The 22,023-nt window shown below is 74.1% G+C and carries 19 protein-coding genes; 14 read left to right on the forward strand and 5 right to left on the reverse strand.

The genetic code is table 11. From position 1 onward, the window contains the following. Positions 1–121 precede the first annotated feature (121 nt). From cynR to ACFWAR_RS02970, 10 genes are all read left to right on the forward strand, one after another. Positions 122–1,048, forward strand: a complete 927-nt coding sequence (gene cynR, locus ACFWAR_RS02925) for a transcriptional regulator CynR (RefSeq protein WP_385772503.1) — start codon at positions 122–124, stop codon at positions 1,046–1,048. 99 nt (positions 1,049–1,147) lie between these two features. Then, positions 1,148–1,993: a class I SAM-dependent methyltransferase gene (locus tag ACFWAR_RS02930; protein WP_385772504.1), complete on the forward strand. Its 846-nt coding sequence runs from the start codon at positions 1,148–1,150 to the stop codon at positions 1,991–1,993. Between the two features lie 274 nt (positions 1,994–2,267). Beyond that, positions 2,268–2,936 carry a uracil phosphoribosyltransferase gene (gene upp, locus ACFWAR_RS02935; protein ID WP_385772505.1) on the forward strand — a complete coding sequence of 223 codons (669 nt, stop codon included), beginning with the start codon at positions 2,268–2,270 and terminating at the stop codon, positions 2,934–2,936. Next, on the forward strand, positions 2,933–3,889 hold the full coding sequence (locus tag ACFWAR_RS02940) for an EamA family transporter (protein WP_385772506.1): 957 nt from the start codon (positions 2,933–2,935) through the stop codon (positions 3,887–3,889). The genes upp and ACFWAR_RS02940 overlap by 4 nt, the downstream gene beginning before the upstream one ends. Next, positions 3,886–7,851, forward strand: a complete 3,966-nt coding sequence (locus tag ACFWAR_RS02945) for an amino acid adenylation domain-containing protein (protein WP_385772507.1) — start codon at positions 3,886–3,888, stop codon at positions 7,849–7,851. Before ACFWAR_RS02940 ends, ACFWAR_RS02945 begins: the two co-directional genes overlap by 4 nt. A gap of 100 nt (positions 7,852–7,951) precedes the next feature. Then, a complete protein-coding gene (locus ACFWAR_RS02950; protein WP_385772508.1) occupies positions 7,952–8,185 on the forward strand; it encodes a hypothetical protein in 234 nt (77 codons plus the stop codon). Beyond that, a complete protein-coding gene (locus ACFWAR_RS02955; protein ID WP_385772509.1) occupies positions 8,182–9,135 on the forward strand; it encodes a pseudouridine-5'-phosphate glycosidase in 954 nt (317 codons plus the stop codon). The genes ACFWAR_RS02950 and ACFWAR_RS02955 overlap by 4 nt, the downstream gene beginning before the upstream one ends. Beyond that, complete coding sequence (locus tag ACFWAR_RS02960) at positions 9,132–9,797, forward strand: HAD family hydrolase (RefSeq protein ID WP_385772510.1); 666 nt, start codon at positions 9,132–9,134, stop codon at positions 9,795–9,797. Before ACFWAR_RS02955 ends, ACFWAR_RS02960 begins: the two co-directional genes overlap by 4 nt. Before the next feature lie 96 nt (positions 9,798–9,893). Further along, positions 9,894–10,874 (forward strand): GlxA family transcriptional regulator, encoded by a 981-nt coding sequence (locus ACFWAR_RS02965; protein ID WP_385772511.1) that lies wholly within the window; start codon positions 9,894–9,896, stop codon positions 10,872–10,874. A gap of 170 nt (positions 10,875–11,044) precedes the next feature. Then, entirely contained in the window at positions 11,045–11,668 is a 624-nt protein-coding gene (locus ACFWAR_RS02970) for an isochorismatase family protein (protein WP_385772512.1), read from the forward strand. A gap of 197 nt (positions 11,669–11,865) precedes the next feature. Here ACFWAR_RS02970 and ACFWAR_RS02975 read toward each other — a convergent pair whose 3' ends face one another. Then, complete coding sequence (locus tag ACFWAR_RS02975) at positions 11,866–12,576, reverse strand: NADPH-dependent F420 reductase (protein ID WP_385772513.1); 711 nt, start codon at positions 12,574–12,576, stop codon at positions 11,866–11,868. 151 nt (positions 12,577–12,727) lie between these two features. On the opposite strand from ACFWAR_RS02975, the gene ACFWAR_RS02980 reads away from it, so the two are divergent. After that, on the forward strand, positions 12,728–13,873 hold the full coding sequence (locus ACFWAR_RS02980; RefSeq protein ID WP_385772514.1) for a glycosyl hydrolase family 18 protein: 1,146 nt from the start codon (positions 12,728–12,730) through the stop codon (positions 13,871–13,873). 89 nt (positions 13,874–13,962) lie between these two features. Here the strand turns inward: ACFWAR_RS02980 and ACFWAR_RS02985 are convergent, their stop codons facing one another. Beyond that, the gene (locus ACFWAR_RS02985) at positions 13,963–15,192 is read right to left on the reverse strand and encodes a hypothetical protein (protein ID WP_385772515.1); all 1,230 of its coding nucleotides are present in this window, start codon (positions 15,190–15,192) and stop codon (positions 13,963–13,965) included. Positions 15,193–15,325: 133 nt separating this feature from the next. Here ACFWAR_RS02985 and ACFWAR_RS02990 point away from each other — a divergent pair, with 133 nt between their 5' ends. Then, positions 15,326–15,724, forward strand: coding sequence for a hypothetical protein (locus tag ACFWAR_RS02990; RefSeq protein ID WP_385772516.1), 399 nt, complete (start codon positions 15,326–15,328; stop codon positions 15,722–15,724). A 104-nt stretch (positions 15,725–15,828) separates the two neighbouring features. After that, a complete protein-coding gene (locus ACFWAR_RS02995; RefSeq protein WP_385772517.1) occupies positions 15,829–16,803 on the forward strand; it encodes an NPCBM/NEW2 domain-containing protein in 975 nt (324 codons plus the stop codon). A gap of 46 nt (positions 16,804–16,849) precedes the next feature. Here ACFWAR_RS02995 and ACFWAR_RS03000 read toward each other — a convergent pair whose 3' ends face one another. Beyond that, the gene (locus ACFWAR_RS03000) at positions 16,850–17,308 is read right to left on the reverse strand and encodes a MarR family winged helix-turn-helix transcriptional regulator (protein WP_385772518.1); all 459 of its coding nucleotides are present in this window, start codon (positions 17,306–17,308) and stop codon (positions 16,850–16,852) included. A 124-nt stretch (positions 17,309–17,432) separates the two neighbouring features. Here ACFWAR_RS03000 and ACFWAR_RS03005 point away from each other — a divergent pair, with 124 nt between their 5' ends. After that, complete coding sequence (locus ACFWAR_RS03005; protein WP_385772519.1) at positions 17,433–17,996, forward strand: DoxX family protein; 564 nt, start codon at positions 17,433–17,435, stop codon at positions 17,994–17,996. A 10-nt stretch (positions 17,997–18,006) separates the two neighbouring features. Here the strand turns inward: ACFWAR_RS03005 and ACFWAR_RS03010 are convergent, their stop codons facing one another. Together ACFWAR_RS03010 and ACFWAR_RS03015 are read right to left on the reverse strand one after the other, a co-directional pair. Further along, positions 18,007–19,068, reverse strand: a complete 1,062-nt coding sequence (locus tag ACFWAR_RS03010) for a GNAT family N-acetyltransferase (protein WP_385772520.1) — start codon at positions 19,066–19,068, stop codon at positions 18,007–18,009. A gap of 76 nt (positions 19,069–19,144) precedes the next feature. Next, positions 19,145–21,913: an AAA family ATPase gene (locus ACFWAR_RS03015; protein WP_385772521.1), complete on the reverse strand. Its 2,769-nt coding sequence runs from the start codon at positions 21,911–21,913 to the stop codon at positions 19,145–19,147. Positions 21,914–22,023: the final 110 nt, after the last annotated feature.

The raw sequence follows: 22,023 nt of genomic DNA on the forward strand, positions 1-22,023 counted from the left end.
CCTCCGTCGGTGGTGACGGGCTGACGAGTTCCACCATGCATGAGCTGGGTCTATAGCGTCCAAGTCGTATTCGGCATGATCGATATTGGTGACATCTATACCTTCGGCCTATCCTGGGTCCATGGCTCCGGAACTGCGTCACCTCCGCTATCTGCTCGCCGTCGCCGAGCAGGGCAGCTTCACCCGCGCCGCCGAGGAGCTGCGGGTCTCCCAACCGACGCTGTCGCAGCAGATCAGGCAGCTGGAGCGGGCCGTGGGCGTGCAGCTCCTGGACCGCAGCGGGCGTACCGTGCGGGCCACCGACGCCGGGGCGGCCTACCTGCACTACGCCCGGCGCGCCCTGCGGGACCTGGCCGCAGCCGAGCGGGCCGTGCTCGACGTGGCGGACCTGTCCCGGGGCACCCTGCGGCTCGCCATGACCCCGACCTTCACCGCCTACCTGCTGGGTCCGCTGGCGGCGCGACTGCACCGGAGCCACCCCGGAATCGGCCTGGACGTCAAGGAAATGACGCAGGCTCAGCTGGAGTCCGGGCTGCTCGCCGACGAGCTGGACCTCGCGATCGCCTTCGCCGGGCCGCACCTCGCGGGCATCGCGGCCACCGAGCTCTTCACCGAGAGCCTCGGCCTCGTCGTGGGCGACGCCCACCCGCTCGCCGGACGCACCGCGCCGCTGCCGGTCGCCGATCTCGCGCGTCGCGATCTCGCCCTGCTGAGCGGCGAGTTCGCGACGCGCTCGCACATCGACGGCTACTTCGCCGCGCAGCGCGTCGCGCCCCGGATCGCGGTGGAGGCGAACTCGCTGGGCGCCCTCACCGAGATCGTCCGGCGCACCCCCCTGGCCACCGTGCTGCCCGACGCCCTGGCCCGCGACCGGCCCGGCCTGCACCCCGTGGACCTCGCCCCGGCCCTGCCCGCGCGCACCGTCGTACTGCTGCGCCGGGAGAGCGCGTACGAGAGCGCGGCGGCCCGCGCCTTCACCGCGCTCGCCCTGGCGTGGAGCGCGGGCGGGTCCGCCGGAAATTCCGGTGCGGCCGAGCGGGAGACGTGATGGGGTCATGAGGGCCCCGCGCCGACGCTCCGAGCGCCGGCGCGCGATGCGTCGTACGGCGTACGGGCCCCCTCCCCCACCCCCGGATCCGAGGTCCACGTGCCCGACACCCCGCCCGACCGCATCACCGAACTCGCCGCCGAGATGGCCGCCGCCGACCGGGACCGCGCGGTCCAGGAGGCGCAGACCCGCCACCGGGTGGAGCTGGTGCGGCACTGGGACATCGCCCCCGGCGCACGGGTGCTGGAGGTCGGGTGCGGTCAGGGCGACATGACCGCCGTGCTCGCGGACGCCGTGGGGCCGCGCGGGCACGTGCTCGCCGTGGACGTCGCCGACCCCTCCTACGGCGCGCCGGTGACCGTCGGCGACTCCGCCGCCCGGCTGACGGCCGGGCCGCTCGGCCCGCGCATCGACTTCCGCTTCGGTTTCGACGTGCTGGACGAGGAGGCGACGGCGGGCATCGCGGACGGTTCCTTCGACCACGTGGTGCTGGCGCACTGCTCCTGGTACTTCGACTCGACCGAGCAGCTGGCCGACACCCTGGCCCGGGTGCGCCCGTGGGCCCGTGCGCTCTGCTTCGCCGAATGGGACCTCACCCCGCGCGCGGCCGACCGGATCCCCCACCTGCTCGCCGTATTGGCCCAGGGCCAAGCGGCCGCGTACGGCCACGGCGAGGGGGCCAATGTGCGGACCCCGATGTCCCGCGACGCGCTGCGCGCCCTGCTCGGCCCCGCCGGCTGGCGGACCGTGGCGGAGCGGGGCGTGGAGACCACCGGCCTCCAGGACGCCGACTGGGAGATCGCCATCTGCCGGGAGATGTACGCCGACCTCGCCCCGGACTCGGCGGTCGCCCGCGCCCTGCGGCCGACCCTGGACACCCTCGACGCGCTCGCCCGCGCCGGGGCCAACCCGCCCCTGGACGCGTACGCCCTGACCGCGCGCTGAGGGTCGCCCGGGCGGCCCGGACCCTTCTCCGCCCGACCGGATCCGGCCAAGGAAGGGAGCGTCGGGGGCGCGGGCGGCCCGGGGCGGGGAGCGGGCGCGGGTGCTGGTCGGAACCGGTGGGGGGTGTGGTCGGGGGCGGTGCGGACCGTCGGTGGCGGGGGCACGCACGGCGGAATTCGGTCAGGCGTGCGGAAGCGGGACCCTTGCGGACACCAAGTCACAGAGTGTTTGCTCTGTTTCCGTCCGCGTCCCCCACCGACGAAGAGCAGGACCCATGTCGACGACCCCGAAAGTCCACGAACTCCCCCAGACCAACCAGCTGCGCGCCCTGCACACGGTCATCCGGGACCGTGGCGCCACCCGCGCCGACTTCGTCCTGTACTCCCGCCGCGTGATCCGATTACTGCTCGAATCGGCCCTGGACCTGCTGCCCTTCGACAAGCACGAGGTGATCACGCCGGTCGGCGAGACCTATCACGGGCTCAAGTTCACCGGGAAGCTGTGCGCCGTCCCGGTGATCCGGGCGGGGGACGCGATGGCCGAGGCGCTGCGGGAGTTCATCCCCGGCATCCGGGTCGGCAAGATCCTCATCCAGCGGGACAAGACCACCAAGCAACCGCACCTGCAGTACTGGCACCTGCCCGACGACATAGCCGAGCGGCACGTCCTGCTGCTGGAGCCGATGCTGGCCACCGGCGGCAGCGCGAACGCCGCGATCGGGGTGCTGACGGACGCCGGGGTGCGCGAGGAGAACATCGTCCTCGTCGACTTCCTCGCCGCGCCCGAGGGGATCGCGGCCGTCCACCGCGAGCACCCGGCCGTCACCATCATCACCTCGTCCATCGAGGAATGCCTCAATCCGAACGCCTTCATGATTCCGGGCATCGGGGACTTCGGGGACCGCTTCTTCGGCACCACCGACTCGGCCGTGGCCGCGCGGTGAGCGGCCACCGGGTGGCGGCGGACTCCGCCGTCACCGCCCTCGCCCCCGCCGTCTGGGGGTCCACGTACCTGGTGACGACCGAGTTCCTGCCCGCGGACCGCCCGTTGCTCGCGGCCACGGTCCGGGCGCTGCCCGCCGGGCTGATCCTGCTGCTGATCGGGCGCACGCTGCCGCGCGGGATCTGGTGGGCCCGCGCGCTGGTCCTCGGCGTGCTGAACATCGGCGCGTTCTTCACCCTGCTCTTCCTGGCCGCCTACCACCTGCCCGGCGGGGTCGCCGCGCTGGTGGGTTCGGTGCAGCCGATGTTCGTGCTGATCCTCTCGGCCCTCCTGCTCGGGGACCGGATCAAGGCCGTGCACCTCGTGGCGTGCGCCCTGGGCGCCACCGGAGTCGGACTGCTCGTGCTCCAGCCGAACGCCGGACTCAACGCCACCGGTGTGACGGCCGGCCTGTTGGCGGCGGTCAGCATGGCCTGCGGCATCGTGCTCACCAAGCGCTGGGGCCGCCCCGAGGGGGTCGGCCTGCTCACCTTCACCGGCTGGCAGCTGACCGTCGGCGGGCTGGTCCTCGCCCCGGTCGCCCTGCTCGGCGAGGGTCTGCCGGACACGATCACCGGGAGGAACCTCACCGGCTTCGCCTACCTCGGCTTCGTCGGCGCCCTGCTGGCCTACGCCGTCTGGTTCCGCGGGGTGGAGCGGCTGCCCGCGCTCGCCGTCTCCTTCCTCGGCTTCATCTCCCCCCTCGCCGCGACCGCGCTGGGCTACCTCGTACTGGGCCAGACCCTGCGGCCGCTCCAACTGGCCGGTGCGGTCGCGGTCGTCGCGGCGGTGGTGGTCGCCCAGCCGCGCGGCGGGCACCGCAAGGCGGCTCCGGCGGCGCCCGTCGAAGCTCCCCCCGTGTCCACCGGACCTCCGGCGCCCGCCGCGTCCCGACCGTCCGGAGTGGCCAGATGACCGCACAGCAGATCAGCGGGAGAGCGGATCCGATCAGCACGTGGGCCGCCCCTTCGACCGTCCTCACCGACCTGCTCGCCGAGCAGGTCCGGGTCCGGCCCGGTGCGGTGGCCGTCCGCTGCGCCGATCACCAGCTGACCTACGCCGAACTGGGCGCGGCCGCGGCCCTGTTGGGGCGCCGCCTGCGCCGGGCGGGAGCGCGCGCGGACGCCCCGGTGGGCCTGTACGCGGAGCCCTCCCTCGACCTGATGACCGCGGCGTGGGGCATCCTCGACTCCGGCGCGGCGTACCTGCCGCTGTCGCCGGACTACCCCGAGGACCGGCTGCGCTACATGATCGAGGACTCCGCCATGGAGATCGTCGTGACCCAGCGCCATCTCGTCGCGAAGGTACGGGAGTTGGCCCCGATCGGAATCACCGTCCTGGCCCTGGGCGGCGAACCGCCGCGGACCTCCGGCGCACCCGGGCACACGGTCCGGCGCCCCGGGAAACGACCGGCCGCACGCCCGAGCGACCTCGCGTACGTGATCTACACCTCCGGCTCGACGGGTCGCCCCAAGGGCGTGCTGATCGAACAGCACAGCATCGTCTCCCAGTTGGGCTGGCTCCTGGACCAGGGCCACCTCGGCCCCGGCACCACCGTGCTCCAGAAGACGCCCATGAGCTTCGACGCCGCGCAGTGGGAGATCCTCGCTCCGGCGGCGGGCGGCGAGGTCGTCATGGGGGCGCCCGGCTGCTACCGGGACCCGGAGGACCTGGTCGACACGATCACGGCGCACGGGGTGACCACCCTGCAGTGCGTGCCCACCTTGCTCCAGGCGCTCCTCGACACCGAACGCCTCACCGCCTGCACCTCCTTGCGGCGGGTGTTCTCGGGCGGCGAGGCACTGACGGTGAAGCTGGCCCGCGCCTTCGCCGCGCAGCTGCCGAACACCCGGCTGGTCAATCTGTACGGGCCCACCGAGTGCACCATCAACGCCACCGCGCACACGGTCGACCCCGCGGCCCTCGCCGGACAGGACGCCTCCGCGATCGTCCCCATCGGCGTCCCCGTGGAGCGCACCCGGTGCTACGTCCTCGACGGGGACCTGCGCCCGGTGGTCGGCGCCGACACCAAGGGCGAGCTGTACATCGGCGGGGTGCAGCTGGCCCGGGGCTACCTGAACCTGCCCGAGCAGACCCGGGAGCGCTTCCTCACCGCCCCCGACCTGGGGGAGATGCGGCTCTACCGCACCGGCGACCTCGCCTCATGGAACGAGGACGGCACGATCCGCTTCCACGGGCGCGTCGACACCCAGGTCAAACTGCGCGGTTACCGCGTCGAGTTGGAGGAGATCACCTCGGCGATCGAGGAGCACGACTGGGTCCGGCGGGCCGCCGCGGTGGTCACCGACGATCCGCGCACCGGCTTCCAGCAGCTCATCGCGCTCGTCGAACTCAATCCGCGCGAGGCCTCCTTGATGGACCAGGGCGCGCACGGCGCGCACCACCAGTCCAAGACGAGCAAGCTCCAGGTCAAGGCCCAGCTCTCCAACCCGGGCCTGCGCCCCCTCGCGGCCCTCGCCGGGCGCCCGGTGGCCCTGCTGCCCGGCAGGGAGGCCACCGGCGACCAGCGGCGGGCGGCCTTCGCCCGCAAGACCTACCGCTTCTACGAGGGCGGGAAGGTCACCCGCGACGACCTGCGCGAGCTGCTCGGCTCCCCCGCCGGGACCGACCGGGGCGACGGTCGGGAGCACGGTCCCGCGCGCACGGCTACGGACCTGACGGCGGATCAACTCGGCGCGCTGCTGCGCTGGTTCGGCCCCTTCGGCAGCGGCGAGCGGTTGCTTCCGAAGTACGCCTACGCCTCCCCCGGCGCGCTCTACGCCGTGCAGATGTACCTGGAGAGCGGCGGGGGCGTCGCGGGACTCGCTCCGGGGATCCACTACTTCCACCCCGTCGACCACACCCTCGTCCGGATCGGCGACGCTCCGACGGGCGCCGCGGCGGTCGGCCGAGGCGCCCTCAGGGTGCACTTCCTGGGGCGCCGGGCCGCGATCGAGCCGGTGTACAGCACCAACATCGAGGAGGTGCTGGAGTTCGAGACCGGGCACATGCTGGGCGTGTTCGACGAGGTGCTTCCCGCGTACGGGCTGGCGCTGGCGCCCGCCGCGCACGGCGGGGCGGCGGTGCGGTCCGCCCTGGACGTGGCCGACGAGGACCACTTCGTCGGGAGCTTCGAGCTGGTCCCCGGCGACCGCCCGGCGCAACCGGACCCGGTGGACCTCTTCGTCCAGGCGCACCCGGGCCGGGTGCTCGACCTGCCGGGCGGCCTCTACCGGGTCGACGGGGCGGAGTTCGCCCCCGTCGCCACCGAGACCGTCGAGAAGCGGCACGTCATCGCCATCAACCAGGGCGTGTACGAGGCCGCGAGCTTCGGCGTCAGCGCCGTCAGCCGGATCGGGGACGAGCGGCTCGCCTACGTGGCTCTGGGCCGCACCCTGCACCGGCTCCAGCGCAACGGCCTGCGGCTGGGGCTGATGTCGTCCGGCTACTCCTCCCGTTCGGGCCATCCGCTGCCCTCCGCCCAACGGATCGACGCGCTCCTGGCCGACGCGGGCATCCCCTCGGGTCCGTCGTACTTCTTCCTCGGCGGCAAGGTCAGCGAGGAGCAGGTGTCCTCGACCGGGATGCGCGAGGACTCCGTACACATGCGGGGCCCGACGGAGATGATCCGGGACGACCTGGCCCGGCTGCTGCCCGACTACATGATCCCCAACCGGGTCCTGGTGCTGGACGCGCTGCCGCTCACCGCCAACGGGAAGATCGACTACGCGGCCCTGTCCGCCCGGGAGGAACTCACCGCCCCCGCGCGGGGTTCCGGCGCTCCGGTGGCGCCCCGGACCCGGACCGAGCGGCTGCTCGCCGGGGCCTGGGGCAAGGCGCTCAAGTACCGGGACGCGGACGCCGTGTCGATGACGGACAGCTTCTTCGCGTCCGGTGGCAACTCGCTGATCGCGATGACCCTCACCCGTTGGGTCAACCGGGAGTTCGGGATCTCGCTGCCCATGCAGACCCTCTTCGGCCACCCCCGACTGGCGGACCTCGCCGACCGGATCGCCGACGCCGATCCCGAACCGGCCTCCCGACTGGTGCTGTTGCACGACAGCGGCCCGTCGGAGGGCCGGTACGCACAGGGGCCGGGCGCGCCGGTGTTCTGCTGGCCCGGGCTCGGAGGCTATCCGATGAACCTGCGGCTGCTGGCCCGCGAGGCCCGTACCCGGGGCCCGTTCTACGGGGTCCAGGCGGCGGGCATCAACGCGGGCGAGGCGCCGTACCGGACCATCGGGGAGATGGCCGCCGCGGACGTGGCGGAGATCCGCCGGCTCCAGCCCGACGGCCCCTACACGCTGTGGGGCTACTCCTTCGGGGCCCGGGTGGCCTTCGAGAGCGCCTGGCAGCTCGAACGCTCCGGGCAGCGGGTCGCCGACCTGCTGCTGATCTGCCCGGGCAATCCGAAGCTGCGGGACGCGCGCGGGCGGCCGTACCCGCGCGAGTCCTCCTACGCCAACCCCGGCTACGTGACCATCCTCTACTCGGTGTTCGCGGGCGCCATCGGCCACCGGCCGGACCTCGACGCGTGCCTGGCGGCGGCCCGCGACGAGGCGAGCTTCGTGGAGTTCGTGGTCGGCCGGTTCCCGGAGCTGGATCCGGGGACGGTCGGGCGGATCACCCGGATCGTCGAGGAGACCTACGAGTTCGACTACTCCTTCCACGAGATGGCCGAGCGGTGCCTGAGCGCGCCGGTGACCATCGTCCGGGCCGCCGGCGACGACTACTCCTTCATCGAGGGCCGGTCGGGGTACTCCGCCGCCCCGCCGGTCGTCATCGACCTGCCCGCCGACCACTACCAGGTGCTGCGCCCCGAGGGCATCGAAGCCCTCGCCGCCGCCGTCCTGACCCGGACCCCGCCCGGCGCCTGAGAACCGTCCGACGCGACGGGGTCCGCCCGCCGCCGTGCCCGTCCAGCCCTGTCCAGCCCCGCCCCGCCCCGTGCGGGGGCCGACCGAAAGGAGGGGCCCCGTGCCCCACGTCCACGTCCGTCACTTCCCCAAGGACCTCACCCCCGAGCGGCTCGCCGCCTTCGACGCGGCGGTCACGGCAGCCGTGACCACGACCTTCGCCGTCGACGAGGAGGTCGTGTCGATCTCCCTCGAACCGGTGGCGGCCGAGGACTGGGACGAGCGGGTCGTCAGCGACATCGCCGCCCGCCCCGAGCTGCTGCTGAAGGCGCCTGGCTACTGGGACGGCGCGTGAGCACCGGCGCGGGGGTCCCCCTCGTGTACACGGAGGAGGTCCGCGAGGCCCTCCACGAGGGCCGGGCCGTCGTGGCCCTGGAGAGCAACGTCATCACGCACGGCCTGGCCTACCCGGACAACGCGGCCACGGCCCGCAAGGTCGAGGACGCGGTCCGGGCGGGCGGGTCGGTGCCCGCGACGATCTGCGTCGAGGACGGCGCGCTGCGCATCGGCATGACCGACGACGACATCGAGCGGTTCGCCTCCCGCAAGGGCATCGCGAAGGTCTCCAGCAGGGACCTCCCGGTGGTCCTGGCCCGGCGCGAGCCGGGGGCCACCACCGTGGCCTCGTCGCTGGTGGCGGCCGAGCTGGCGGGGATCGGCTGGTTCTCCTCGGCCGGGATCGGCGGGGTGCACCGCGGCGCCCAGCAGACCTTCGACGTCTCCTCGGACCTGATCCAGTTCACCCGCTCCCGGGTCGCGGTCGTCTCCGCGGGCGCGAAGATGATCCTGGACCTGGGCCTGACCCTGGAGTACCTGGAGACGCACTGCGTGCCGGTGGTGGCGTACGGCTCGGACGACTTCCCCGCCTTCTACTGCCGTACGAGCGGCCACCGCGCCCCGCACCGGATCGACGACCCGGACGTCCTGGCGCGCGCCGTCGAGACGCACCGGGCGCTGGGCGGCCCCACGGCCTTCCTGATCACCACCCCGGTCAGCGAGGCGGACGCCGTCGACTCGGCGGAGGTGGAGGCGGCCATCGCGCGGGCGGTGACCGCGGCCGAGCGGGACGGGGTCTCGGGGCAGGGGCTCACCGGCTACCTGATGCGCGCCGTGGACGCCGCGACCGACGGTCGGGCGGCGCGGGCCAACATGGCCGTGCTCGTGACCTGCGCCGAGGCGGCGGGCCGACTGGCCGCCGCGCACGGTGCGCTGCGCGGCGGCACGCCGATAGGTTCGCCGTCATGATCAGACTCGCTGTTTTCGACCTGGACGGAACGCTCGTCGACTCACCGCGCGCCATCGTGGCGACCTTCGGGGCGGCCTTCGACGCGCTCGGCGTCACCCGGCCCGCGGACCTCGCCGTACGGGCCACCATCGGGCTCCCCCTGGAGCGGGCCTTCGCCCTCCTGCTGGAGCGGGAGCCGGAGCACGCCCAGGTGGCCGAGGCGGTCGTGCTCTACCGGAGGTTCTTCGACACGATAGTGCTCCCGCAGGCCCCCGACCTGGTCTTCCCCGGGGTCGCGGAGGGGTTGGCGCGGCTGCGCGAGGGCGGGGTGGAGCTCGCCGTCGCGACGAGCAAGTTCCACGGCCCGGCACACGCCCTGCTCACGGCGGCCGGGCTGCGCGACCACTTCGCCGTCGTGATCGGCGCGGACGAGGTCACCCGGCCCAAGCCGGACCCCGAGTCCGGGCAGGTCATCCTCGACCGGCTGGGCCTCGCGGCGGAGCACGCCGTCATGGTCGGCGACACCACGCACGACCTGTTGATGGCGCGGGCCGCCGGGATGCGTTCGGTAGCCGTGACCTACGGGGTGCACTCCGCGGCCGAACTGGCCACCGCCGAGCCGACCTGGGTGGTCGACAGCTTCCCGGAGGTCGTCGCACACCTCGCGCCCGTCACGGCGTGAGCGGGTCCGGACGTGCGCGCCCCGGCGGGCGCGCATGTCCGGATGTGACAGAGAACCGTCATTGCGGCCACCGGAGCGGGCGGTGAGGATGGACGCATGCCCACTCCCCACCGTGTCGTCATCGCGGTCTTCCCGGACGTCGACCTGCTCGACGTCACCGGCCCCGCCGAGGTCTTCGCGCTGGCCAACCGCGAGTCGTCCACCCGTGCCTACGAGGTGCGGCTGGCGGGTCCCGAACCCGGCCAGGTGACCACCTCGGCCGGGGTCCGCCTCGCCGTCGACCTGACCTTCGCGGAGGTCGGGGCGGCGGTGGACACGCTGCTGGTACCCGGGGCGGTCGAGCTGGGCCCGCAGGGGCCGGTACCCCGCATCGACGACGCGGTGGTCGAGTGGATCAGGGCCACGGCACCGCACGCCCACCGGGTCGCCTCGGTGTGCGTGGGGGCGCACCTGCTGGCCGCCGCGGGGCTGCTGGACGGGCGGCGGGCGACCACCCACTGGTCCACGGCCGCGCGGCTGGCGGCCGACCACCCCCTCGTCCAGGTCGACCCGGACCCGATCTTCGTCCGCTCCGGGCGGGTGTGGACCGGCGCCGGGATCAGCGCCTGCATGGACCTGGCGCTCGCCCTGGTCACCGAGGACCTGGGCGAGGAGATGGCCCTGGCCGTGGCCCGCCACCTGGTCATGTACCTCAAACGACAGGGCGGCCAGAGCCAGTTCAGCGTCCCGCTCAGCCGCCCCGCGGCCGCGCGCCGCGACATCGACGAGCTGTGCGCGTACATCGCCGACCACCTCGACGGCGATCTCTCCGCGGCGGCGCTCGCCCAGCGCATGTGCGTGAGCGAGCGGCACTTCGCCCGGACCTTCCGCCGGGAGACGGGGGTCGGCGCCGCCGGATACGTCGAGGCGGCCCGGGTGGAGGCGGCCCGGCGATTGTTGGAGACGACCGACGATCCGCTCGAACGGATCGCCGCGGCCGCCGGGTTGGGATCGGTGGAGACCCTGCACCGCGCCTTCCGCAAGCAGATCGCCACCACCCCGGCCGCCTACCGGCGCCGCTTCCGCTCGGCCCACTGAGCCGGGCCTCCCGCTCGACCGCGCGGACCGCTCACCGCGCCGCTCCCTCCACCCCGTCGACCCCTCCACCCCTCCACCCCGCCGACCCGGCGCCGCCGCGTCCGCGGCTTCGCCGTGCCCTTTTCCCGTGCGCCGCACGGGTTCCCGTGAACGACCGAGAGGACCTTCCCATGTCCGTCACCACCGTCACCCCGTCCGCCACCCTGCGCACCCTGTCCGGGCTCGACCCCGCGCTCCCCCGCCTCGGCGCCACGACGACCCTGATCATGATCGACTTCCAGCAGACCTACCGCACCGGGGTGATGGAGCTGGAGGGCGCCGAGGCGGCTCTGGCGGCGGGCGCCCGCCTGCTCACCGCCGCCCGCGCCGCGGGCTCGCCCGTGGTGCACGTCGTCAACGACGGCGGTGCGGGCGGCCCGTACGACATCCGCGCCGAGATCGGCTCGATCAGCCCCGAGGTGGCGCCCCGGGACGGCGAACCCGTCGTGGTCAAGACCGTCCCGAACGCCTTCCACGCCACGACGCTGGAGGAGACCCTGCGCGGCCTGGACTCCGGCCAGGACCTGGTGCTCGCCGGTTTCATGACGCACATGTGCGTCACCTTCACCGCCCAGGGCGCCTTCCACCTCGGATACCGGCCCGCCGTGGTCGCCGAGGCCACGGCGACCCGCACGCTGGCCGCGCCCGACGGGACCGTGGTGCCCGCCGCGGCGCTCCAGAGCGCCGCGCTGACCACCATCGGGGACCTCTTCGGCGTGGTGGCCGCCACCGTCGCGGACCTCGCGGCCCGGTAGTGCCGTGGCCGGGAAGGTTTGCCGGGTCGCGGTGTCCGGTGCGGTGCATCGCAAGGCGGAGGGCCGCGGCTTGTACTGGACGTACTTGCGTGGGCCGACAACGCGGCGAGGTGCCGTGCCGGGCGCCGTGACACGGTGAACCTTTCCGGTCACGGCACTAGGTCGCGGCGGCCCGACCCGGCCCCGGTCGGCCCTGGTCAGCCCTGGTACCGGAAGGCGTCCTTGCGGACCGGGGAGGCCTCGGCCAGCGCCTGGGTGACGGCCTCGACGCCCGCGCGCAGCCCGTACACGGGGGTTTCGGGCTGCTGGCGCCAGGAGTCGTCGAGGCCACCGGCGTCGACGGAGTCGAAGCCGAGCTCGTCGATGAGGGCCCGGACGGTCGCCTTCGCTGCGTCGTCGTCCCCGGCGACCGGCAGGGCGAGCCGGTCCGGGGCTCCGGCCGGCAGGGGCCGGGTCAGCAGGTCCTCGGCGTAGGTGCCGTTGAAGGCCTTGACCACCGGGTGGCCGAGGTGCCCCTCGGTCCAGCGGCTCTCGGTCTGCCCGTCGTCCTCGATGGCCGCGATCCGGCCGTCGCGCTGCTGCGGGTAGTAGTTGCCGGTGTCGATCACGACGAACCCGTCGGCCGCCCCGTCGAAGAGCCCGGAGGGCAGGTCCGGCACGTTCTTCAGCGGGATGGTCACGACGACGACCTCCGCGCCGCGCGCCGCTTCGGCGACGGTGACGGGGGTGGCCCCGGTCTCCTGGGCGAGCGCGCCCAGGGTCTGCGGGCCGCGCGAGTTCGCCACGGCCACCTCGTGGCCGAGGGTGGTGAGACGGCGCGTCAGGTTGCCGCCGATGTTGCCCGCGCCGATGATGCCGATCTTCATGTTCTTCTCCCCTGGGTGCGGATGGTCAGGTCTCGCGATCATCCGAACCGCCCGCCCGCGGCCCGCATTCCCGGCCCGGGCACACCGCCTCGATCCGCGTCCGGGGCCGCGGGGTGGGCCGATCGGTGCGGGGTCGTCCGCTTTCGGCGCGTCCCGTGCTCCCGGAGCGCGCGGTTCGCGCCAGGTTCGGACCATGACGACCGCACGCTCCTCGATCCGTCCCCCGTTCCGGTCCCCGGCCCTTCCCGCGTCCTTGCGGTGCGCCGCCGCGCTGGCCGCCGTGCTCCTGCTGACCGCGAGCGCGCCCGCCGCGCGCACGGGTTCGGGGGCCGGGGCCGCACCCTCTTCCGTGTCCGCACCCGCGTCCGCCGACGGGGCGCGCGCGGGCGTCCGTACGAGCTCCGCGTGGCTGCCCTACTGGGACACCGAGGCCGGTTACGCCTCGGCCCTGGCCCACGCCGACCACCTGCACACCGTCAGTCCGTTCTGGTACACCGCGACGGCCGCCGACTCCGTCGAGGGCGAGGCGGGCGCCGGGAACCGGCGGATCATCGACGGTCTGCACGCCAAGGGGATCAAGGTGGTCCCGACCGTGGTCGAGACCCCGGGACCGACGGAGATGGCCGAGCTGCTCGGTGATCCGCAGGAGCGCGCGACGCACGTGGACGCCCTGATGGAGGTCGTGCGGAGCCGGTCCTACGACGGCCTCGACCTGGACTACGAGCGGATGGCCGAGACCGCGGACCCCGCGCTGGTCGAGCGGGTCCGCACCGGGTACGACCGGCTGGTCGAGGAGTTGTGCACCCGGCTGCACGCCGAGGGCAGGACCTGCGCCGTGACCGTCATGCCCCGGGTCGACGGGGAGGGTCTCGCCTTCGACTACGCGCACTTGGGCAAGGTCGCCGACACCCTGCGGATCATGGGGTACAACCTGCACGACGCCCTGGCGGAGCCGGGCCCGCTGTCCTCCCTGGAGTGGTACGACCGGTTCCTGACCTACGCCGTCGGCGTCGTGCCGCCCGCGAAGCTGGAGGTGGCGCTGCCCGCGTACGGCTGGGACTGGAAGGTGGGCTCGACCGACCGCGCGGGCCACGTGACCAGCCGGGAGGCAGAGGCCCTGCGCGAGCGGACGGGCGCGGAGTACGTCTTCGACGCAGTCTCCGGCACTCCGCACTTCGACTACACCGACGACGACGGCGAGGAGCACGCCGTCTGGTACCAGGACGCGAAGGGCACCGCCGCCCACCTGGCCGTGCTGGCGCGCCACGGCGTCCGCGGCAGCGGGCTGTGGGCCCTCGGCTTCGAGGACCCGGGCGTGTGGAGCGCCCTGGGGCGCTGACCGCCGCCGGGGCGGCCGTCAGCGCGGGGTCGGGGACGGAATCGGGGACGGAATCGGGGACAGGGTCGGGGTCGGGGTCCAGGTCGGGGTCAGGAGGGGTTCAGCTTGATGGCGAAGGCGTTGAAGATCGCCCACACGTCCACCCAGGCCAGGCCGGTGCTGCATTCCTGGGAGGCGTTGCAGCCGTAGCCGTAGCTGACGATGCCGTTGAGCTGGCGGGAGTTCTGGTCGTTGATGAAGATGACGGGTCCACCGCTGTCGCCACCGCGCCCGACGATGCCCCCGTAGTGGGGGACGCCGTAACTGCCGTTCACGGTCGTGCCGTTGACGTTCCAGCTGGCGTTGCCCGCGTAGACCGTGCGGATGTTGCAGAACACCTTGGTGTTGTAGCCGAGCTGGCAGGTGAAGTCACCGACGGCGACGTTGCGCACGCCGTTGAGGTAGCGGGTGTAGCCCGTGGCGTCGAGGCCGTCCCAGGTGTAGCGGTTCGTGGGCGCCTCGATGAACGCCGAGTCGACCGCGGGGAGTTTGTACTTCACCTGCCCGATGTAGTTGCCGCCCATCGTGTAGACGTTGTCGTTGACGTTGTGGCAGTGGCCCGCGGTGACCAGCCACTGCCGGCCGTCCCAGGTGCTGACCGCCGGGATGCCGCTGGTGCAGTGGGCCTTGCCGCCGATGTTGGGGCCCAGCGCCGCTCCCGCGTAGAAGGGCGAGGTGTCGTTCTCCCGGGTCAGCGGCCGGGAGGGGGGCGCCTGGGTGATCTGGACGGCGGTGGCGGCGCTCGCGGCCCGTCGTTCCTTGACGGCCGCCGAGGCGAAGTACCCCCGGGCCGCCGTCGGGTCGTCCACGGCGAGCTGGATGGTTCCGCCGTCGGGAGTACTGCCCGCGAGGGCCACCTTGAAGGGGAGATCGGCCCGGTCCGCGATCTCCGCGATCTCCTTCTTCAGCTGTTTTCCGGATTTCTTTCCCTGGACGACGCGAATCAGTCCGGTGTCCGCCTTCGGATTCGCTTTGTGGACCGCGGAAAGGAAATCGCGGCCCTGGGAGACATCGGTCAGATAAACATTGACCGAACGATAGGTGGGTGCGAGTTCGACCTGGGTGTAGACGTCCGCCCGTACCCCCCGCCCCACCTGCGCCACGGCATCGGCCGCCAGCCTCAGCGGCCCCAGCACCTCCGCCTGTCGCTCCGGTGTCATCGAGGCCACCGCGTCGGCGGACAGCGGAGCGGAGGTTTCCGCATGGGCGGAGACCGTCATGAGCGGGAGGACGGCCAGGACCCCCGCGAGTGCGATGGAGCGCCGAATTCCGATCTTCATTTATCCCCCTTGTCGACCCCGTACGGACGGGGTCACGACCTGGACGCGGGAGACATTAGTCAGACGACCGTGGAGCGATAAGGCCAATTACGGCCTCATCGGGGATTCGCACGCCTGTGTTTTAATGGGGCGGGTGATCGAGTTCGTATTCTTCGCAATCGTGGTCGGCGGCGCCGGCTGGCTCCTGCGGCGCAAGCACCTCCAGCGCACGGCGGCGGGACCCGACGCCACCCCGGTCGGCATTCCCGGCATGGCGCGGCTGCCGGCGGGGAGCGGGCGCTGGCGCATGGGCCGCGTGTGCGGCGGGCCGGGAGCGGTGCGCTGGGTGCCCGAGCGCGGGGAGCCGGTGGCACTGGACGGCGCCCGGGCCACGGGGGTGCGCACCCCCTCGGTGCGGGAGGCGATGGTGATCAACCCCGGGTCCCGGATCGTCTCCTGCGTCTACGCGGACGGCACCGCCGACATCGCGGTGATGGCACTGGACCTGGCCGAATTCCACACCTGCGTCCCGCAGACCCCACCCCCCACCTGACCGAGGTGCGCGCCCCCGCGCCCGGGAGCACGCTGGATACGAGCCGATACGCGCTCGCGCTCCGCAGCCGCCCGACGGGGGAACGGAATCGAAGGCTGGTCCCCGTGGAAGATCCGACGACCCCGCGTCGACGTACCGGGCGCGGCCCCGCCCTCACCGCGTGCGCGGCCGCCGCCGTCCTCGCGCTCCTCGCCACCGGCGGCGCCCGCGCCGCCGGGTCCGACGCCCCGTCGGGCCCCGGCGAACCGCCCGCCCCGCCGGTCCCGCCCGTCACCCGGTACCTGGCCGACCTCGAACCGCTCGACTCGGCGGGGCTGGGAACCGGTTCCGCCGACGTGAACGGAACCCCCTTCGCACGGAGCGTCTTCCTCGCGGTGGACAAGGGCTCCAGGCCGCAGGGGTACGCCGAGTACGACCTCGGGCGCGACTGGCGCACGCTGACGGCCACCATCGGCCTGCGCGACGACTCCCCGACGGGGTGCGAACTCCGCTTCGAGTCCGCCGCGGACGGAAGGACCCTCGACAGCGAAACCCTGGGCATCGGGGAATCGCGGCAGGTAGCGCTCGACGTCACCCGCGCCCTGCGCCTGAAGCTCCAGGTCACCTATGCGTCGACGACGGACGTCACGCAGTACTGCCACGGCGTCTGGGCCGACGCCCGGCTGACCGCCGACGCCCCGCCGGACACCCCGATCGCCGGCCGCCCCGCGACGACCACCGCCGGACCGGCGCGCGACGACGGCGGGGACACCGACACCGACCACTGGGTGCGGGGCGAACTGTTCCCGCTGCTCTCCGCCGTGAAGGCGGACCTGGCCGCGAGCGAGGCCACCGGCTACGCCGCCCGCTGCGACCGGCTCCAGCGGGAGAGCGACCACATGACGGACGTCGCGCTGGACGGCCCCTCGGCTCCCCTGGACAACGCCGTCTCGGCGGTGGGCCGGTACCTGGCGCTGGTGTCGGCGAACTGCGGTGCGCACCCCGGCGCCGTCGGGCCGTACGCCGCGGGGTTCGCGGATGCGGTGGAGGGCACGTTGAAGCCGGCGTTGGCCGCGCGCGGGTACGAGCTCCCGGGCTGAGCCGCCCGACCGACCGACCCGCCGCGCCCGCCGCGCGCTCGCCCCGTCAGCTTTCGCGGAGTCTGCGGGCGACCTCGCCGAGGCCGTCGGCGACGGCGGTGAGCTGGTCCGGGGTCAGGACGTCGATCAGTGCGTGACGGACCGCCGCGACGTGGCCGGGCGCCGCCTCGTCGAGCCGGGCGCGGCCCGCCTCCGTGAGTACCGCGAAGATTCCGCGCACGTCGGAGGGGCAGCTGCGCCGCCGCACGAGGCCGGCCTTCTCCATCTGCGTGACCTGGTAGGTCAGTCCGCTCTTGGAGTTGATCAGCCCGTGGGCGAGCTCGGTCATCCGCAGCTCGCCGTCCGCGGCCCGGGCGAGGCGGACGAGGATCTCGTACTGGGCGTGCGAGAGGCCGGAGTCGTCCTTCAGCTGCTGGTCGAGGCGCCGGTTCACCAGGGCGGAAGCGGCGAGGAAGCCCTGCCAGGCGCGCATCTCGTCGTCATCCAGCCATCTCGTTTCAGCCATGTCTCCAGCTTACGCCAAGTTGTTCCAATTTGAATCACGGGCTAGGGTCTGAGGCAGTCGTTCAAATTCGAAAGACCTCATCGCCGCTTCTACGGACTGTCCCCACCGGGAAGGATCTCCCCCGATGACCCCCACCCCCACGCCCCCCGCGCCCACCCTCACCCCCGCGCCGTCCCCCACGGCCCCCGCCGCCCCGCACGCGCACCCCTTCGCCGGCAGCGGACTGCTGCTCCTGCGCCTCGTCCTCGGCCTCACCATGGCGGCCCACGGCTCCCAGAAGCTCTTCGGCTGGTTCGACGGCGGCGGCATCAGCGGGACCGGCGCGTTCTTCACCGCGAGCGGCTACCCGTCCGGCGAGGCCATGGCCGTCGTCGCCGGCCTCTCCGAGACCCTCGGCGGTCTCGGCATAGCCGCCGGACTGCTGACCCCGCTCGCCGCGGCCGCCGTGGTCGGCACCATGATCAACGCGATCGCGGTCAAGGGCACGGGCTCCTTCTTCGCCCCCACCGGCATCGAGTACGAGCTGCTGCTGACCGCCGCCGCCGCGTCCCTCGCACTGACGGGCCCGGGCCGGTTCGCCCTCGACCGGTTCGTACCGGTGCTGCGCGCCCACCGCCCGGTGTACGGCGCGCTCGCCGTGGTCCTGGGCGTCGTCCTCGCGGGCGGGGTGCTCCTCGTACGTTCCTGAGCCCCGCGGCTCAGTCGGCGGCGCGGGTGTAGTGGACGTCCCCTTCACCCGCGCCGCTGCGCGCGAACCCGGCCCGGGTGATGACCGCGTGCGAGGCGAGGTTGTCGTCGTCCACGGTGGCGTGCAGCGTGGTCAGGCCGTCCTGCGCGAGGGCCCAGCCGGACAGGGCCCGCACCGCCTCGACGGCGTAGCCGTTGCCCCGGGCCGAGGGCACGATGTCGTAGCCGATCTCGGCGTTGCCGTCGCCGTCGGGCGCCGCGTGGAATCCGATGCCGCCCACCGCGACGCCGTCGGCGGCGCGGACGATCGCGTACGCGCCCCAACCCGGCCGGTACGTGCCCCCTTCGCGCGCCTTGGCCACCATGCCCCCCGCGAAGCGGGTGCCCTCGAACGGCCCGTCCTCGGCCCACGCGAAGCCGCCCGGGCCACCCGCGTGCAGGTCGGCGCCGGTCACCGGGGAGATCTCGCAGAGCACGAGCCGCTCCGAGCGGATCGGATCGGCGTGCCAGCGCCAGGCCGCGAGGCGCGCCAGACCCGGCAGCTCGCCCCGGCCGGTCGCCCACAGCAGCGTCGGCCACGGGGCGTGCGTGCGCGGCGCGTGCGGGAAGAGCCGGTCCAGGACGGCCGCGCACAGCGGCGCGGGCGGCTCCCAGTCCGTGACCCCGAGACCGGTGACGACGTCATGGGTGTGCACGAAGGCTTCCAGGACGCCCATCGCGGCGAAGGCGTCCGGGCCGCCCGAGCCGGACGGGTGCCAGGCCCGCACGTCGGCGGGGCCGGCGGCCACGACGGCGGAGAGCAGGCCGCCGGTCGCCTCGATGATCTGGATCAGCCCGGCGGGCTCGGTCCCCGGATCGGCGGTGATCTCGAAGGGCACCCACCCGTCCGCCGCCCGGGCCGCCAACTGCCCGGCGTAGCAGGTGAAGTCGCCCGCCACGTGGACGACGGTGTCGTAACAGTTCCACTCCAGGCCGCCGGCCGGGACCGTCCAGTCGAGGTCCGCGACCCCGCGCAGGGCCCGCGTGGTGAGGGACACCGCTTCGTCTATGTGCTGGGCACTCATGATCGTCATGCGCGCACCCTAGGGCCGCCGACCGTTTCGGGCCAACCGATTACGGCCGCCCCCGCGCGCACCGCCCCGCCCGCCCTCACCGCGCCCGCAGCGCGGTGGCCAGTTGCGCCCGGGAGCGCACGTCGAGCTTCTGGTAGATCCGGGTCAACCGCGCCTCCACCGTCTTGACGCTCACGAAGAGCCGGTCGGCGGCCTCCTGGTTGCTGGCGCCCTGGCCGACGAGCAGCGCGAGGCGGGTCTCGGCCTCGGTGAGCGCGGCCGCGCCGGGGTGTCCGGCGCCTGCCTCGGGGCCGGCCCCCGGACCCGGCGGGGCCTCCGTGGCCAGGTCCGTCCAGGGCTTGGCCCCGGCCTGCGCGAAGATCTGGGCCGCCGTGCGCAGGGCGGCGCGGGCGGGCGCGCGGCGGCGGCGCCGGCGTTCCACCCGGGCGAGCGCGAGCAGGGTCCGGCCGCGTTCCAGGGGCAGTTCGAGGGCGTCGAAGCGCTCGGCGGTGGCCTCCAGCAGGGCCACGGCCTCGTCGGTCTCGCCGCGCGCCGAGTGGGCCAGGGCGCCGGCCCGGTCCAGGGCGGCGACCACGCCGGTACGACCGAGGCCGAGGGCGACCGTACGGACGGACGCGACCAGTTCGGCGGCCTCCTCGGGGGCGTCGGCGGCCACCAGCGCCTCGGCCAGCTCCCCGTGCCAGCGCAGGATCGAGGGGTCGACGACCTGTTGGGCGGCCTCCAGGCGGGCGACCCGGCGCAGGGTGGTCACGGCCTTGGCGGTCTCCCCCGTCGCCAGCTCGACCTGGCCGAGGGCGAAGAGGTTGCGCGAGAGGAACACCTGGTCCTGTTCCTCCTCGGAGGCCTGGATGCCGCGTCGGGCGTAGCCGGTGGCGCGCGCGAAGCTGCCGCCCATGGCCTCCGCGGTGGCGGCGACGTACCAGGCCGGGCCCGGCGAGAGGCCCGCCTCGATGGTCAGTTCCAGGGCGCGCCGCGCGTGGGCGCCGCCCGCCGCGCAGCGGCCCCGGCGCAGTTCGACCTCGGTGAGGCTGCGCAGCACCTCGAAGACGTCCTCGGCCGAGCCGGTGCGCTGGACGGCGGGCAGCAGGACGAGGAGCTGTTCGCGGGCGTCGGCGAGCCGGTCGTCGAAGAGGGCGTGGCGGACGGCGAGGTACTGCGGGGCGTTGCGCATGCCGAGCGGCACCTCGGGGGCGGGCAGGGTGAGGGCCTCGGCCAGGATGTCCTCGGCGTCCGGGTCCCCCAGGATCCGGCCCATCCGGGCCCGTACGGTCAGGGCCATGGCCTCGGCGACCTGGTCGCCGCCGGTGGCGGCCAGCACCCCGGCCTCCGCCGCCGCGGCGCAGGAGCGGACCGGGTCGCCGTCGCTCAGGTTGAGCTTCCAGGCGACGCGCAGTTGCACGGCGGCCTGGAGCGAGGGGTCCGCGGCGGCGTCGTCGCGGGCGTAGGCGAAGGTCTCGTCGAGGTCGGCGAGGGCCTGCCCGGCCGCGTCGATGACGGCGAGCCGGGCCCGTACCCGGTCGGCGGGCGAGGCGTCGCGGGCCAGGACGGCGCGGGCGGCGCGGCGGGCGAGGTCGGCGCGACCGGCCCAGCCCGCGTCCTCGGCGGCGCCGACCAGGCGCGCCAGTTCGGCGGCGGGGCGGCCCGGCGGGGTGCGTTCGGCGGCGAGCAGCCCGAGCTCGGCGGCCAGGGCGCGTCTGCCCCGGCGGCGGCTGGCCGCGGCCGCCTCGGTGATCTCGGCGGCGAGCTCCTCGTCGGGGGCGTCCACGGCGAGGGCGCGGTGCCGGACGGCCTGTACGGGGTCGTCGACGGCGGCGGCCAACGCGGCGTGCCCGGCGGCCCGTTCGGGCCAGCCCGCGTCGGCGGCCAGGGCCGTGGGCAGGGCTCCGGCGGTGAATTCGACGCTGCCGTCGTCGCGTACGGTCACCAGCGCGGCCCGTTCGGCCTCGGCCAGGTCGGCCTCCGCGTCGGGGCGCCCGGCCCGCCGGAGCAGGGCGGTGGTGGGCCGGGCCGCGAGGGCGGCGAGGAGCAGGGTGCGGTGCGCGCGGGCCGGTGCCTCGGCGAGCAGCCGCCGGGCCACCTCGCGGGCCTGTCCGGACAGCGGCAGGGTGTCGGCGTGGTGCGCGGCGCCGTCCCGGGCCTCGGCGAGGGAATGGCCGAAGGCGAGGGCGAGGCGCGGGTTCCCGCCGCTGGCCTGGTGGATGCGGCCGGCGAGGCGGGCGGGCAGGCCGTGGCGCACGAGGAGTTCGGCGACCTCGTCGGCGCCGAGCGGTGGCACCCGGACCGTCGGGGCGCCCGGACCGCACAGGGTCTCGGCCACGGGGGCGCCGCCCTGCACGCATTCGGCGACGAGGACGCGGACGCCGCGGGGCGTCAGGCGCAGGGCGAAGCGCAGCAGGTCGGTGGTCTCGGCGTCGAGCCACTGGGCGTTGTCGAGGACGATGAGCACGGGGCTGCGCTCGGCGAGGGTGCGCAGCACCTCCACGACGCCGAGGCGCAGGGCGACGTGGTCACGACCGGCGCGCGGGGCGTCGGCCTCGCGGCGCAGCAGGGCGATGGCGGTGCGCTGGGGAGGGGCGAGGCGGTCGAGGACGGCGCGCGGGACGGAGGCGAGCAGGGCGGCCGCGGAGGCCTCGGGTATCCACTGGTCGGCGGCTTCCGGCACGAGCCGGAGCACGCGTTCGCGGCGGCCGAAAGCGGCCGCCGCGACGGCGAGCAGTACTTCGGTCTTGCCCGAGCCTGCCGGTCCGGTGAGGACGGCACGGCCGTGCGTGGTCAGCGCGCGGTCGACCGCCTCGATGAGTTCACCGTGTCCGACGGTGGTGTCAGCGTTCCCCGTCGCCGCCACGCACAGCCACCAGCCTCTCGGTCCCCAGTTCCTGTGCTGCTTCTGTGAGCGCGACAATACGAGGTCCGCCGCCGGACGGACCCGGATTGTGACGCAGAAATCAGTCAGGT

Source organism: Streptomyces sp. NPDC059917 (assembly GCF_042730635.1).
GTDB lineage: Bacteria > Actinomycetota > Actinomycetes > Streptomycetales > Streptomycetaceae > Streptomyces.